The organism is Acinetobacter sp. NIPH 284, from assembly GCF_000369425.1.
GTDB lineage: Bacteria > Pseudomonadota > Gammaproteobacteria > Pseudomonadales > Moraxellaceae > Acinetobacter.
In genome coordinates this window covers 172,862-186,892 of the sequence record NZ_KB850011.1, presented here as the reverse complement: position 1 = coordinate 186,892, position 14,031 = coordinate 172,862, and the positions used below count along the sequence as shown (strand labels likewise).

The window sequence follows — 14,031 nt, the reverse complement described above, 5'->3', positions numbered from 1 at the left end:
TCTATCCTTTAAAGTGCAATCGCTTCAATTAAACCTTGTTCTTGTAACTGCCCTTGCATCGCAAGTGCCAGTACAGCCATTCGTACTGCAATACCGTTGGTTACTTGTTTCAAAATAACTGATTGATCTCCATCCGCAATACTTGAATCAATTTCAACACCACGGTTCATTGGACCAGGATGCATAACGATGCAATCAGGTTTAGCGAGCGCCAAGCGTTCTTTATTAAGTCCATACATTTTGTAAAATTCAGATTGTGAAGATAATGCAGGTGAATCAATACGCTCATTTTGAATTCGTAATGCAATAATCACATCACAGTCTGTTACGCCTGCATCCATTTTATTAAACAGACGTACATTTTCGCCATATTCATTAAAACCAACTGGTAACAGCGTATTTGGTGCAATCACGCGAATATCTTTGCAACCTAGTGTTTGTAAAGCAGCCACATTGGAACGTGCTACACGCGAATGTTTAATATCACCAATAATAGCCACAGTTAAGTCTTCAAATGGCTTCTTGGTTTCACGGCGAATGGTCAGCATATCTAGCATCGCTTGCGTTGGGTGCGCATGACGACCATCACCTGCATTGATAATTGCCACTTTAGGACAAACATCTTTAGCAATAAAATGTGCTGCCCCAGAAGATGAATGACGAACTACGAAAATATCCGCAGCCATCGCTTCCAAATTCCAAAGCGTATCACGTAACGTTTCACCTTTAGAGGTACTTGAACGTGCAATATCGATATTCAGAACATTTGCAGACAAACGTTTTGCAGCTGCCTCAAATGTAGTGCGAGTTCGAGTAGAGTTTTCAAAAAAAAGATTCATTACCGTCAGCCCTTCTAATAACGGACGGTTAATCAAATTATTATTGTCGTCTAAAAAACTTTGTGCGGTATCTAAAATCTTGGTCAGGCTTTCTTTAGAAAGACCTTCAATGGTTAAGAAGTGCTTTAAATTTCCTTGTTGATTCAATTGAACCTGACTTGGTTGATGCAGGGCTGCAATATGCATAAAAGATTCCTATAGGTCGAATCACCAAAACTTGCATAGTGTAGCCCAATTTCTCTACTTTCGCAGAACAACTTTTCACCATTATGTTGCATTAAATGAGAGAGTTGCAACAGATTCGGCTAGCGGAGCGCACCAATATAGTGATGCGATACTTGTGCCCGATAGATTTCCTCTTCAGTGACTTCGGCAAAGTAAAGTTCTTCATCATTTGTTTGCTTTGGTTCTGCTACAAATAATGTTGATTCAGACTCAGGATATAAATCAAGCAAATGACTTAAACGCTCAACATAATGCGCTAATTCGGCATCGCGCGTTTCCAGTGCAATTTGCATAATATATCTAGCATAAGCTTGGTCATGCACCAAATACATCACATCAATCACACGACTACAGACTCGTCTTAAACGCACATACATTTGAGTTGCAACAGAAAAAGCTTCGGCATTTAGTACAAGTTCATGGTTCGTATTTGCTTTCATAAAGTCCTCACATCGTTGGGAGAAGTATTTCTTGATAATCCAGCTTTAGAAAGCAAAATATGTACCAACCATTCAAAACAAATAAAAATTATTTTATGACATGGTGAACTTATCTGATAAGTAAAAAACATATGCTGAAAATTTAAAGCAAAGACGTGATTCAATCTAAATAAGTAATACCGTATTACTAATCCAAAGAGTTTCACAATATGCCTTAGACCACAAATTAGAATTAATCTATGGAACATAATAAGGCTAAACATCAAAAGAAAAACCGTATTTCTCTTCCAAAATCAGTTAAAATAGTCGATTGCTAAAAATGTTTTTGGAAATTTGAATGAACGCTAAACCACGTCTAACAGACTATTGGGTGACCTGTGCTGACGGGCTTGAAACCTTATTACAACAAGAACTTGGGAATTTAGGCATTCAAAATATCCAACGTTTTGCTGGGCGTTTAATATTTAAAGGCACACTTGAGAATGCCTATCGCGTTTGTATGTGGTCTCGTTTAGCCTCTCGTGTGTTGTTACCAATACATACCCATGGACTTGAATTCACACATGACGCGCGTGATGTTGCAGAAGAACTCTACGAGGGTGCGATTAGCTTTGATTGGTCTCTTGTTTTTGCACCACAAAGTACCTTTGCTGTTCGCCTACATGTAGAACGCGAAATTAAAGTCAATACACAGTTTGCTACACTACGAGTTAAAGATGGTGTTGTTGATTCATTTATGGAGGCGGTTGGCAAACGCCCAAGTATTGATATTAAACAACCCGAAATTACACTTTATGTATTGGCTGGCAAAACTGAGCATACTTACTGCCTAGATTTATCAGGTGATTCTCTGCATAAGCGTGGCTATCGCCGTTTTATGACCGATGCGCCAATTAAAGAAAATCTGGCAGCGGCAATTCTACAAAAAGCTCAATTAGCACAATATCAGCCTGACATTATTCTTGACCCAATGTGTGGTTCAGGAACATTCATTATTGAATCATTAATGATTTTAACCGATCGTGCACCAGGCTTAGTACGTCGCTTTGGCTTCAATGGTTGGCATGGACATGATCGTGAATTATGGTTATCACTGAAAGCAGAAGCAGCAGAACGTCATGCAAAGGCTTTAGAGCAACCTCTACCCAAGTTTTATGCCTACGATGCGGATTGGGAAGCGGTTAAAGCCACTCGCCAAAATATCATTGCAGCAGGTTTTGAAAAAATACTCGACCAAATTCAAATTGAAGAACGGACTTTAGCAGATTGGGATGATTTCCATGCTGAAGGTAAAAAAGCCTTTGTTGTCACCAACCCTCCTTATGGGGAACGTTTAGGTGATAAGGCCTCTAGTCGATCATTCTATTTAGGTTTATCAGGATTATTACAGAAGAATTTTCCAAATCAGCCTGTTGCCGTGATTGCAGCACAAATTGAACAAGCAGATGTACTGGCTATCACCGAACCTCAAACTTTACGTTTGATGAATGGTAAATTACCAATCTACGTGCGTTTTGGTACCATCAAGCCAGCAACCGTCACCCAACCTTTTTTGGCAACATGGCAACCTCAGCAATTTGAAAAAATTGAAGGTGCAGAAGACTTTACTAATCGTTTGCAAAAAAATATGCAAGCCTTAAAAAAATGGGCTGTGAAAGAAAATATTTTTTGCTTACGTTTGTATGATGCCGATCTACCTGATTTTAACATTGCCATCGATTTATATGGAGATCGTTTGCATGTTCAGGAATACGCACCACCAAAAACAATTGATCCTGAAAAAGCAAAAAAACGTTTTAATTTGGGTTTAGCTGCCATTCGTGCAGTGACTGGCTTAAATCGTGACGCAATTTTTATCAAAACCCGTGCAAAGCAAACGGGAACCAATCAATATGAGAAACAAAGCACTGCGTCTAAACGTTTTATTGTGCAGGAAGGCAAAGCTAAAATTCTCGTCAATTTAACAGACTATTTAGATACTGGTTTATTTTTAGATCATCGTCAAATTCGTCTAAGAATTGCCAAAGAAGCACGTGGCAAACACTTTCTTAATCTTTATAGCTATACCTCAACTGCTAGCTTACATGCAGCACTTGGCGGTGCAGCAAGTACCACCAGTGTCGACCTATCAAATACTTATTTGAATTGGTCAAAAGAAAATTTTGTATTGAATGGTTTAACGGTAGATCATGCTGATGAACAACATATGTTCTTTTCGAGTGATTGCTTTGAATGGTTAAAAGAAGCTCATGAACAATATGATCTCATCTTCATTGATCCTCCAACTTTCTCTAACTCAAAAAAGTTTTATGGTACATTTGATGTACAGCGCGATCATATTTCCCTGCTTAAACGTGCAATGAATCGTTTAACCAGTGATGGTACTTTGTACTTCTCAAATAACTATCGTGGGTTTGAGTTAGATGAAGAAATCGAAGCAATCTATCATGTCGAAGAAATTACTTCTGAAACGATAGGCTTAGACTTTAAACGTAATCAAAAAATTCATCGTGCTTGGAAAATCCAACATAATCAAATTTAAGGAATGATTTTTCTCATTATTTAAATGTGAATTTGGTTCTTTTTACATTAGGAGAATCAAACTCATAAATCATGAAGTTATCTGGAGCCTCATCATGGGGCTTCATACTTGCTTTCTTCTTTTCCCGCACATCCATTACAGACGTTTTCTTTTGTTCTTCATAAGGTGATAAAGCACCTTCAGCAAGCATACTGATCCTTATTTCACGCAAATTACGGTCACTCAATATGCGTTGAGAACGCCAACGTTCTTCCTCTGGCTTCATCGCATCTCGTTGAGCTTTTTCGATAATATTAGGCAAGGATCTATTTAATGCACCTGTTTGTAAGGCTAAAGTTCCCTCTGTCATCGGCTGTGCAGCCGAACCAATTAATGGTAAAGCCGTAAAGAATACAATTACACCAATATAAGTGTAATAATGCTGCTTATTCTCCATTTTAATTCATCCTGAATTTTTTTCTTATTTATTCCGAAACTAGCAAGCTTTTCATAAAATCGCAATGTCATTGGTAATATTCCTTAAGAAATCAGATAAATTGCACTGATATAAAAAAAGATGGCGATTTTCATCGCCATCTTTTTAGCCAATCATTCAAATTAGATTTAGCTAAGTTTCATTTTATCAAACACAAGCTGACCACTATCACCTTTAATCAGAATATTATCTCCGGGCTGGAATTCACCAGATAAAATTTTCTGAGCCAAGTTATTTTCAACTTGTTGCTGTATTGCACGTTTTAGTGGTCGTGCGCCATAGATTGGATCAAAACCAGCATCAATCAATAGATCAAATGCACTATCATCGACAGTTAAAGCCATATCTCGTTCGCTCAGACGTGAACGTAAACGATCCAATTGAATATCCGCGATACCACGAATTTGACCTTTTTTCAACGAATGGAAAATGACTAATTCATCAATACGGTTAATGAACTCTGGACGGAAATGCTGAGTTACAGCACTCATGACCACTGTTCGAACTTCCTCATCAGTTGCACCTTCACCTAATTCACGTACATCTTGTGAGCCTAAATTAGATGTCATCACAATGACCGTATTTTTAAAATCGATAACACGACCTTGAGAATCAGTTAAGCGACCATCATCCAATACCTGTAACAGGATATTGAATACATCTGGATGAGCTTTTTCCACTTCGTCAAACAACACCACGCTGTATGGTTTACGGCGTACCGCTTCGGTTAAAACACCACCCTCTTCATAGCCCACATAGCCTGGAGGCGCACCGACTAAACGGCTTACCGAGTGTTTTTCCATAAACTCAGACATATCAATACGGATCATGGCGTCATCACTGTCAAACAGGAAGTTGGCCAATGCCTTGGTCAATTCAGTTTTACCCACACCTGTCGGGCCAAGAAACAGGAATGATCCACTTGGGCGGTTCGGGTCAGACAAGCCTGCGCGTGAACGGCGTACCGCATTGGAAACCGCCACCACCGCCTCATCCTGACCCACCACACGGTTATGCAGGAATTCTTCCATCTGGAGTAGTTTTTCACGTTCACCTTGTAGCATTTTCGCCACAGGAATGCCTGTTGCCGCACTCACTACTTCAGCAATTTCATTTTCAGTCACTTTGGTACGAATGAGTTTAGGTTCCTCATTTTCCTCTGCAATTTCTGCCTGTTCCAGACGTTTCTGCAACTCTGGAATTACACCATATTGCAGGCGTGCCGCCTCAGCCAGATCACCCTCACGTTTGGCTTTTTCCAATGCAACCCGCGCCTGATCCAGTTCGATCTGGGCTTTTTTATCACCCTCAACCAGTGTTTTTTCAGCTTTCCAGATTTCTTCCAGATCATTGTATTCTTTTTGCTTTTCAGCAATTTGCTGCTCAAGATGATTGACTTCAGCCTTACTGCCTGCATCCTCATCTTTCTTCACCGCCTCCAACTGCATTTTCAACTGGATGAGACGGCGATCAAGCTTATCCAATGCTTCAGGTTTGGAATCAATCTCCATCTTAATCCGTGAAGCCGCCTCATCAATCAGGTCAATGGCTTTATCTGGCAACTGACGGTCAGTGATGTAACGATGTGACATTTTCGCCGCCGCAATAATCGCGGAATCCAAAATTTGTACGCCGTGATGGGTTGCATATTTCTCTTTAAGACCACGCAAAATCGCAATGGTATCTTCCACACTTGGCTCATCCACCAACACTTTCTGGAAACGGCGTTCAAGTGCAGCATCTTTTTCAATGTACTGACGATACTCATCCAGCGTAGTTGCGCCAACACAGCGCAATTCACCACGCGCCAACGCAGGTTTAAGCATGTTACCTGCATCCATTGCGCCATCGCCCTTACCCGCGCCTACAAGGGTATGCAGCTCATCAATAAACAGGATGATTTCGCCTTCATGTTTGGCAAGGTCTTTCAGCACCGCTTTTAAGCGTTCCTCAAACTCACCACGATATTTTGCACCTGCCAGCAATGAACCCAAATCCAGTGAAAGCACACGTTTATTCTTTAAGCTTTCAGGCACTTCACCATTAACAATACGTTGTGCCAAACCTTCTACAATCGCAGTTTTACCGACCCCAGGCTCACCAATCAGCACAGGGTTATTTTTGGTACGGCGTGACAACACCTGAATGGTACGGCGGATTTCATCATCACGACCAATAACTGGATCAAGCTTACCGGCCAAAGCACGTTCTGTTAAATCAATGGTATATTTATTCAATGAATCGCGTTGATCTTCATGATTATTGCTCATGACTTTGTCATTTCCTCGAATATTTTCAATTACTTTGCGTAAACTATCTGGTGTTACCCCAACGCTGTTTAATATCGTTTTGGTTTCACCCGTTTCCGCTAAACTTAATAACACCCAATCTGTTGATAAGAATTCATCACCTGCTTTTTGCGCATAACGATCAGCTAAATTTAAGATCTTTACCGCTTCAGGATTAAGATTAATATCTCCAGTTGGATTTGATAAAGTCGGTGCATTTCTTATTGCTTGTTCTAACTTTTGTTTTAACTCTGGCAAGCGCGCACCTGATTGCTGCAACAAACTTAAATTGGCAGGCTCATCTAGTAAAGTCGATAAAATATGAATACCCGCAATAGAAGTATGGTCTTTACCCATTGCCAATGATTGTGCATCTGAAAGAGCTTGCTGTAAACGGTTCGTAAATTTTTCAAAGCGCATTCTTGTTATTCCTCACAACAAATTTTTAACTTATCACTAAGATGGGAACACTTTTTAAAATTTCAAATAAAATTTATATATTTTTCAATATTTTGTTTAAATTAAACTTTATAAAACTCAGTAATAATATGGGTATATAAACAATCTATTTCAAGTATATTTTGTATAATTTTCTATCTATTCTGATTTAAACAATATCCATATTGTTATTTTACAGTGAAACTTTTAACTTAAGACTTTACTTCATTTAAAAATGATCGTTATGCATTTAAGAAGAATTGTAATAGCTAGTATTTGCCTTTTCCCTATTCAGATAGCTATCGCTCAATTACCACAGAATTCACGACATGCAGGCGGTATAGCCGTTATTCCAATTCCATCAACGATTACCCAAGTTTTCTATGAGAAAAAACCGATTCTAATTACACAAGAAGGCACTCAACGATACGCTATTTTTGGAATTCCTCTTTCTACCCCATTGGGAACGTTAAGCCTAACAACCAATACTATGCCCATACAGATTGAAATACTGCCATATCAATATGCTGAACAGCACCTCAATGTAAAAAACCAAGACTATGTTAATCCGAATCAAAATCAACTTGATCGATATGCTTCGGAAGCAAAAGAACAAAATGAGATTTATAATTCTTTCAGTCAAAGCTATTGGACTAAATTTCCAAGTTTTATTCCACCAACAGCAGGCAAATTTAGTAACTCATTTGGACGCAAACGTTTCTTTAATAATGAAGAACGCGCCCCACATTCAGGTCTAGACATTCCAGCACCAATTGGCCAAAAAGTTGTAGCGCCAGCAGATGGCATTGTCGTTCAAACTGGTGATTATTTTTTCAATGGTAAGACTGTTTTGATTGATCACGGTCAAGGTTTAATCAGTATGTTCTGCCATCTCAGTAAAATTGAGGTTTCAAAGGGACAACATATTACTCAAGGTGAACTTTTAGGTTTAGTAGGAAATACAGGTCGAGTCACTGGTCCACACTTACATTGGGGAATGAGTTTAAATGATGCACGGGTAGACCCACAATTATTACTGAAATAAAAACTATGTCGATAAAAAAGTGATCTAAACAAATAGATCACTTTTTAGTTAAACTTAATAATTAAGTCTTAATCAGCTTCTACAATTTCAAAGTCATGTGTGATTTCTACACCACCATCAGACAACATTTTGCTCGCAGAACAATATTTTTCTGCTGAAAGCTCAACTGCTTTTTCAACTTGCTTTGCTTTAACCGCTTTACCTGTTACTACGAAATGTAAGTGAATTTTTGTAAACACCGCAGGAATAGAATCAGCTCTCTCCGCTTTTAACTGGCATACAACATCGGTCACATCTTGGCGTGATTTCTTTAAAATAGTCACAATATCAAACGAAGCACACCCACCAAGTCCCATTAAAATCAACTCCATAGGACGTGGTCCACGGTTTTCACCACCATACTCAGCAGAACCATCCATCACTACACTGTGACCACTTTCTGATTTCGCTTCAAAAGCAACATTCTCTAACCAATGTACACTTGTTTGCATTGCAACTACCCGAAAAACGTTATAAATTTACTTCAGTTCTTGTACACTAACATAAAATGAGTTGATAAGGAATTTCATCTCTTCTGTGTAGAAAAGGCTCCATGGGGCCTGTGCGATCGGTTTTATCCAAATTCGGAAATTTTAAGCATGACTTCAAATTTTTCACATCTTAGCACTGATGCTTTGTCTCCAGGTCAATTACCTGAGTCAGTTAAAGCATTGCTAAAACGTGCTCATATTAATAGATACCCTAAACGCACCACGATTGTTGACGCTGGAACGGAATCAAAATCACTGTATTTAATATTAAAAGGTTCAGTGTCAATCATATTACGTGAAGATGATGAGCGTGAGATTGTTGTTGCATATCTCAATCCAGGTGATTTCTTTGGTGAAATGGGGCTGTTTGAAAATAACCCTCAACGTACCGCAGAAGTACGTACACGAGATGTTTGCGAAATTGCAGAAATCTCATATGAAAATTTCCACGAACTCAGCAAGCAATACCCTGACCTGAGCTATGCTGTATTTGCTCAGCTTGTTCGCCGTCTGAAGAATACAACACGTAAAGTCACTGATTTAGCATTTATCGATGTATCTGGTCGTATTGCGCGTTGTTTAATTGACTTATCTGCGCAGCCTGAGGCAATGATTCTACCGAATGGTCGTCAGATTCGTATTACACGTCAAGAAATTGGTCGTATTGTGGGGTGTTCACGTGAAATGGTTGGTCGTGTTTTAAAAACACTTGAAGATCAAGGCATGATTCAAACTGATGGTAAAGCAATTTTAATTTTTGATACTTCTTTAGATGATAACGCATTTTCTGAAGATGAATTTGATGATGAGGATTAATCCCCTCTAGCTTTAAGCTAATTTCAAAGCCAGTGCAAACCACTGGCTTTAATTTTATTCAGATGAAGCTAAGCTATTTAGCTTTTCATCAATTCTGCTTACATAATTACTATGATTATAGAGATAATCAGAATATAAAGCCTTGCAAACTTTTTTTATAATTCTTGTTAATCATGGGTATATTTATAAGATACTGATTTGGAGCAAATAAGTATGAAAAAATTGGCTTTAAGCCTTTGTGCAATGACTTTAATAACGATTTCAGGTTGTGCATCATTTGCAGATATGGCAGGTGCTGACAGTGCCACATTAAATGCTCAGTCCGCTCAAAGCTTTGCAAAGATGACACAGGAAGCTCGTGCCAAGAATCAATTGGATATGAGCTCAAATACTTATCAACGTATTAATTCAGTATTTTTGCGCTTAAAACCGTATGCTGACCAAATGAACCAAACCGGTCAGCGTTTTGATTGGCAGTTAGCAGTACTAAAATCAGATACTGTAAATGCCTATGTAGCGCCAGGTGGGAAAGTCGTTTTCTATACGGGTATTGTGAACAAGCTGAATTTGACCAATGATGAAATCGCAGCAATTATGGGACACGAAATGACCCATGCCTTAGAAGAACATGCCAAAAGTAAAATTGGTGCACAAGCACTTACAAACTTAGCGATTGGGATTGGTACGACTTATGCGGGTGCGAATATTGGTGAAGCAGGTAATGCGGCAATTGCTTTAGGTAGTCAAATTGGTATTGGTTTACCCTATTCTCGTAATTTAGAAAGTCGCGCTGATTTTGGTGGGTTAATGCTGATGGCAAAAGCAGGATATAATCCAAATGCAGCAATTAGTCTTTGGGAAAAAATGGATCGTGTAGATGGTGCTGGTGGTGCATCATTCTTATCAACTCACCCATCAAATAGTCAACGTATTAGTGATATGCGTAAAAATTTACCTGCTGCTCTGGCAGTTTATAATAAACGTCGTTAATTTAGCCAAAGCCATTAGATCTCATTTTAGAGATTTAATGGCTTATCCTTTAACTGTCTTATATACAAAAACTCTAATTTATCTCAGCAATTTTTGAATCCGTTTCAACAGTCTGATTAATCTCTATCAGCTTTTGAATTTTCCCCGTTTGTGGAGCAATCACAGGGACCTCCATTTTCATTGCTTCCATAATTGCAATTGTCTCACCTTGGTTTACATGATCATTTTCTTGAACTTTCCACACGGTGATTACACCACTCATCGGTGCTAAGACACTATTACTACTTGGGTTCTGATCAGAATCATTTTGTTTCTGATTGGGTGGGGGTGTCCCGACTAAACTAAAAAATCCATTTGGTAAGCCAATCTGATGCAACTTTCCATCTATTTCAATTGGATAACGTTGTAATTCAACTTGATTGCTCAGTTTACTACGTGAATAGTGAGGATAATCATGGCGACTATCTTGTTCAATCCAACGTGTATGTACTTTAAATTCATCAATAAAGTCAGCATCTGACAGGATTGCACGATGGAATGGTAATACTGAAGCAATGCCCTCTATTTCAAAATGGGCAAGCGCTCTTTTGGCCCGTTGAATTGCAATCTCGCGGGTTGCACCAGTCACAATTAATTTCGCAATTAAAGAATCAAAATGACTTGAAACAACACTTCCAGTCATCACCCCCGTATCAAGACGAATACCAATTCCTGATGGTGGGTGAAAACGAGTAAGCTGTCCAAATGCTGGGATAAAACCACGTGCTGGATCTTCCGCATTAATTCGGAATTCAATTGCATGTCCTATTGGTTTTGGCATTTCTTGAATCGAAAGTGGTTGACCTAAAGCAATTCGAATTTGTTCGACAACTAAGTCTAGGCCCGTAGTTTGCTCAGTAACTGTGTGCTCAACTTGTAGACGTGTATTAACCTCTAAGAACGAAAGTTGACCATTTTGACTAAGTAAATACTCGACGGTACCTGCCCCGACATAATCTGCAGCGCGGCAAATTGCAATAGCAGATTGCACTAACTGAGCTTCAATATGCTCATTAATAAATGGTGCAGGTGCTTCCTCGACTAGCTTTTGATTACGGCGTTGTAAAGAACAATCTCTCGTTCCTACAACGACAATATGTCCCTGTTGATCAGCAATAACTTGTGCTTCCAAATGCCGAGGCTTATTTAAATATTGTTCAACAAAACATTCTCCTCGACCAAAAGCAGCGAATGCTTCTCGCACAGCCGATTCATATAAATCGGCAACTTCATTCAATTGCCAAGCAACTTTTAAACCACGTCCACCACCACCATACGCAGCTTTTATCGCAATCGGCAGACCATACTGTTTCGCAAAATATAACGCTTCTTGAGCTGATTGAAGTGGTTGTTCAGTACCATGAACCAAAGGTGCATTTACCGACTGTGCAATTTTACGCGCTTGTATTTTGTCACCAAGTTTATGGATAGTTTCAGGAGATGGCCCAATCCAAATCAGCCCCGCATCTATCACAGCTTGGGCAAATTCGGCACGTTCTGATAAAAAACCATAACCAGGATGAATCATGGTCACTTGGGATTTATACGCAATATCAATAATTTTATTGATATCTAAATAAGTGTGCTGTGCTGTTTGTCCTGATAATGCCCAAGCTTCATCTGCAAGTTGAACATGCAAACTGGCAATATCATCATCTGCATAAATCGCCACTGATGTAATATCCATATCTTTACATGCGTGAATAATGCGTACAGCAATTTCTCCACGATTCGCAATCAACAGCTTATGTTTTTTATGCATCTTTTTTGACATCCATGAAATCATAAATTTTACGAAATTGAATATGGCAACCAGCTGGAATCTGTGCAATTAAGTCCAAATGATAGAATGCGACCGCCGCAATCACAGGATAACCCCCTGTAATAGGATGATCATTCATAAATAATACAGGCTGACCATTTGGAGGAATTTGCAAAGCACCTGTACAACAACCTTCGCTCGGTAATTCTTGCTCGAATTGTCGCGTTAAAGGCTGATCACCCACTAATCTCAATCCAATTCGATTACTCTCTGTGCTCACTAACCAAGTTTGTTTAAACAATAAATCAAGGCTTTCTTCGGCAAACCAATCTGTACGCGGCCCTAACACGAGATCTATTTCAATAATCTCATCTCGTTTAGGTAATTTAATCGGTATTTCATTTAAGCTGACAGGCTGCGTTATTAATTGGGCAAAATGAATCTCATCACCCACTTGAATTGGTTTTGTACCCAATTCAGCCAAAGAATCATAACTAGCACTTTCGAGTACTTTCTCAACGGTGATACCGCCACGTAGCGCAATATAATTACGAATGCCTGCGGTAGGTACAGCAATATAAATTTCATCGCCATAATCTAAAGCGATTGGCTGGTACATCATCACTTTGACTTTATTCGAACCTATATAACTCACCCAGACTTCCGTTTCAGCACCTGTCACAGCCATAACCGTCGGTTCCAAAACTTGTAATCGCACTCCACCATTTAAAACCTCTATGACGGCTGCATTCTTTGGATTACCAACAATTAAGTTTGCCTGACGAAATGCCTTTTGATCCATAGCACCTGCCCGCCCCACGCCTAGCTCAGCTAAATTTTTACGTCCTTCATCTTGGATCAATACTTGTAAGCCAACATTTTTAACGCGTAACACAGCAGGTTTTTTAATCGATTTTCTTTGAGAAAATCTCTGAGCAGGCACACAAATTTGGGTTGGATTATGACTATTATCCTTGAAGATGACATGATCACTCGGCAGTAATAAAGCAGGCTGTTGTCGATGAATATCCCACAATATCTCATCAGTCTGTCCAATCAACTGCCATCCACCCGGACTATCTTGAGGATAAATACCGCTATATTCGCCTGCTAAACCTACTGCCCCTGCACTAACTTTTTTACGTGGTGATGCTAAGCGTGGAATACTCCTAAATACTTGCTCAGGATTGGTTAGATAAGCAAAGCCGGGAGCAAAGCCAATAAATGCAACTTGCCAATAAGAGTTGGTATGTTTCTGAATGACTTGTTCAGTACTTATTCCTAAATATTCAGCAACATTATTTAAATCAATACCGTTATAGCGCACACCGATAACAATTTCCTTCCCTTGACGCAAAGTATCCTGACTGATTTTTTGGCTTGAAATCCATCGAATGAGTGTATGCATCTCGACCAATAACGAATCAAAATAAATCAGTATGCTACGTGCCGCAGGAATAAGTTCTTTTATATGAGGATGCTGTGCTTGTTTTAAGCAGTAATGAACCGCCATTGTTTCTTCTAAACTTTCAAGCTCAATCAAAAAACAATCTAAATTAACGGATAGAAATCGCATAAAACAGCTCTTTTAAAATGTTTAAA

11 protein-coding genes are annotated in these 14,031 nt (G+C 39.1%); 4 read left to right on the top strand and 7 right to left on the bottom strand.

Annotated elements, in window-relative coordinates; translation table 11 throughout:
• Window positions 1-8 precede the first annotated feature (8 nt).
• Together F908_RS06865 and F908_RS06860 are read right to left on the bottom strand one after the other, a co-directional pair.
• Complete coding sequence (locus F908_RS06865) at window positions 9-1,025, bottom strand: aspartate carbamoyltransferase catalytic subunit (protein ID WP_005159617.1); 1,017 nt, start codon at window positions 1,023-1,025, stop codon at window positions 9-11.
• A 119-nt stretch (window positions 1,026-1,144) separates the two neighbouring features.
• Window positions 1,145-1,504 carry a hypothetical protein gene (locus tag F908_RS06860; protein ID WP_005159614.1) on the bottom strand — a complete coding sequence of 120 codons (360 nt, stop codon included), beginning with the start codon at window positions 1,502-1,504 and terminating at the stop codon, window positions 1,145-1,147.
• 337 nt (window positions 1,505-1,841) lie between these two features.
• Between F908_RS06860 and rlmKL the strand changes: the two genes are divergently transcribed.
• The gene (gene rlmKL / locus F908_RS06855) at window positions 1,842-4,046 is read left to right on the top strand and encodes a bifunctional 23S rRNA (guanine(2069)-N(7))-methyltransferase RlmK/23S rRNA (guanine(2445)-N(2))-methyltransferase RlmL (RefSeq protein ID WP_005159612.1); all 2,205 of its coding nucleotides are present in this window, start codon (window positions 1,842-1,844) and stop codon (window positions 4,044-4,046) included.
• A 16-nt stretch (window positions 4,047-4,062) separates the two neighbouring features.
• Here rlmKL and F908_RS06850 read toward each other — a convergent pair whose 3' ends face one another.
• Both F908_RS06850 and clpB read right to left on the bottom strand, forming a co-directional pair.
• Window positions 4,063-4,482, bottom strand: coding sequence for a hypothetical protein (locus tag F908_RS06850; RefSeq protein WP_005159609.1), 420 nt, complete (start codon window positions 4,480-4,482; stop codon window positions 4,063-4,065).
• Window positions 4,483-4,649: 167 nt separating this feature from the next.
• The gene (gene clpB / locus F908_RS06845) at window positions 4,650-7,229 is read right to left on the bottom strand and encodes an ATP-dependent chaperone ClpB (protein ID WP_005159607.1); all 2,580 of its coding nucleotides are present in this window, start codon (window positions 7,227-7,229) and stop codon (window positions 4,650-4,652) included.
• A gap of 262 nt (window positions 7,230-7,491) precedes the next feature.
• Between clpB and F908_RS06840 the strand changes: the two genes are divergently transcribed.
• On the top strand, window positions 7,492-8,292 hold the full coding sequence (locus F908_RS06840; protein WP_005159605.1) for a M23 family metallopeptidase: 801 nt from the start codon (window positions 7,492-7,494) through the stop codon (window positions 8,290-8,292).
• 68 nt (window positions 8,293-8,360) lie between these two features.
• Here F908_RS06840 and F908_RS06835 read toward each other — a convergent pair whose 3' ends face one another.
• Entirely contained in the window at window positions 8,361-8,783 is a 423-nt protein-coding gene (locus tag F908_RS06835) for an OsmC family protein (RefSeq protein ID WP_004662601.1), read from the bottom strand.
• Window positions 8,784-8,930: 147 nt separating this feature from the next.
• On the opposite strand from F908_RS06835, the gene crp reads away from it, so the two are divergent.
• Window positions 8,931-9,638: a cAMP-activated global transcriptional regulator CRP gene (crp, locus tag F908_RS06830; RefSeq protein ID WP_004662603.1), complete on the top strand. Its 708-nt coding sequence runs from the start codon at window positions 8,931-8,933 to the stop codon at window positions 9,636-9,638.
• 213 nt (window positions 9,639-9,851) lie between these two features.
• On the top strand, window positions 9,852-10,628 hold the full coding sequence (locus F908_RS06825) for a M48 family metallopeptidase (RefSeq protein ID WP_005159604.1): 777 nt from the start codon (window positions 9,852-9,854) through the stop codon (window positions 10,626-10,628).
• A 73-nt stretch (window positions 10,629-10,701) separates the two neighbouring features.
• Here the strand turns inward: F908_RS06825 and F908_RS06820 are convergent, their stop codons facing one another.
• Window positions 10,702-12,429 carry an acetyl/propionyl/methylcrotonyl-CoA carboxylase subunit alpha gene (locus F908_RS06820; RefSeq protein WP_005159603.1) on the bottom strand — a complete coding sequence of 576 codons (1,728 nt, stop codon included), beginning with the start codon at window positions 12,427-12,429 and terminating at the stop codon, window positions 10,702-10,704.
• Entirely contained in the window at window positions 12,422-14,005 is a 1,584-nt protein-coding gene (locus F908_RS06815; RefSeq protein ID WP_005159601.1) for a 5-oxoprolinase subunit B/C family protein, read from the bottom strand. Before F908_RS06815 ends, F908_RS06820 begins: the two co-directional genes overlap by 8 nt.
• Between the last annotated feature and the right edge of the window lie 26 nt (window positions 14,006-14,031).

Coding starts and splice junctions, on each gene's coding strand:
- crp (WP_004662603.1), top strand. CDS start 8,931: ATGACTTCAAATTTTTCACATCTTAGCACTGATGCTTTGTCTCCAGGT.
- F908_RS06825 (WP_005159604.1), top strand. CDS start 9,852: ATGAAAAAATTGGCTTTAAGCCTTTGTGCAATGACTTTAATAACGATT.
- F908_RS06865 (WP_005159617.1), bottom strand. CDS start 1,025: ATGCATATTGCAGCCCTGCATCAACCAAGTCAGGTTCAATTGAATCAA.
- F908_RS06820 (WP_005159603.1), bottom strand. CDS start 12,429: ATGCATAAAAAACATAAGCTGTTGATTGCGAATCGTGGAGAAATTGCT.
- rlmKL (WP_005159612.1), top strand. CDS start 1,842: ATGAACGCTAAACCACGTCTAACAGACTATTGGGTGACCTGTGCTGAC.
- F908_RS06850 (WP_005159609.1), bottom strand. CDS start 4,482: ATGGAGAATAAGCAGCATTATTACACTTATATTGGTGTAATTGTATTC.
- F908_RS06835 (WP_004662601.1), bottom strand. CDS start 8,783: ATGCAAACAAGTGTACATTGGTTAGAGAATGTTGCTTTTGAAGCGAAA.
- F908_RS06815 (WP_005159601.1), bottom strand. CDS start 14,005: ATGCGATTTCTATCCGTTAATTTAGATTGTTTTTTGATTGAGCTTGAA.
- clpB (WP_005159607.1), bottom strand. CDS start 7,229: ATGCGCTTTGAAAAATTTACGAACCGTTTACAGCAAGCTCTTTCAGAT.
- F908_RS06840 (WP_005159605.1), top strand. CDS start 7,492: ATGCATTTAAGAAGAATTGTAATAGCTAGTATTTGCCTTTTCCCTATT.
- F908_RS06860 (WP_005159614.1), bottom strand. CDS start 1,504: ATGAAAGCAAATACGAACCATGAACTTGTACTAAATGCCGAAGCTTTT.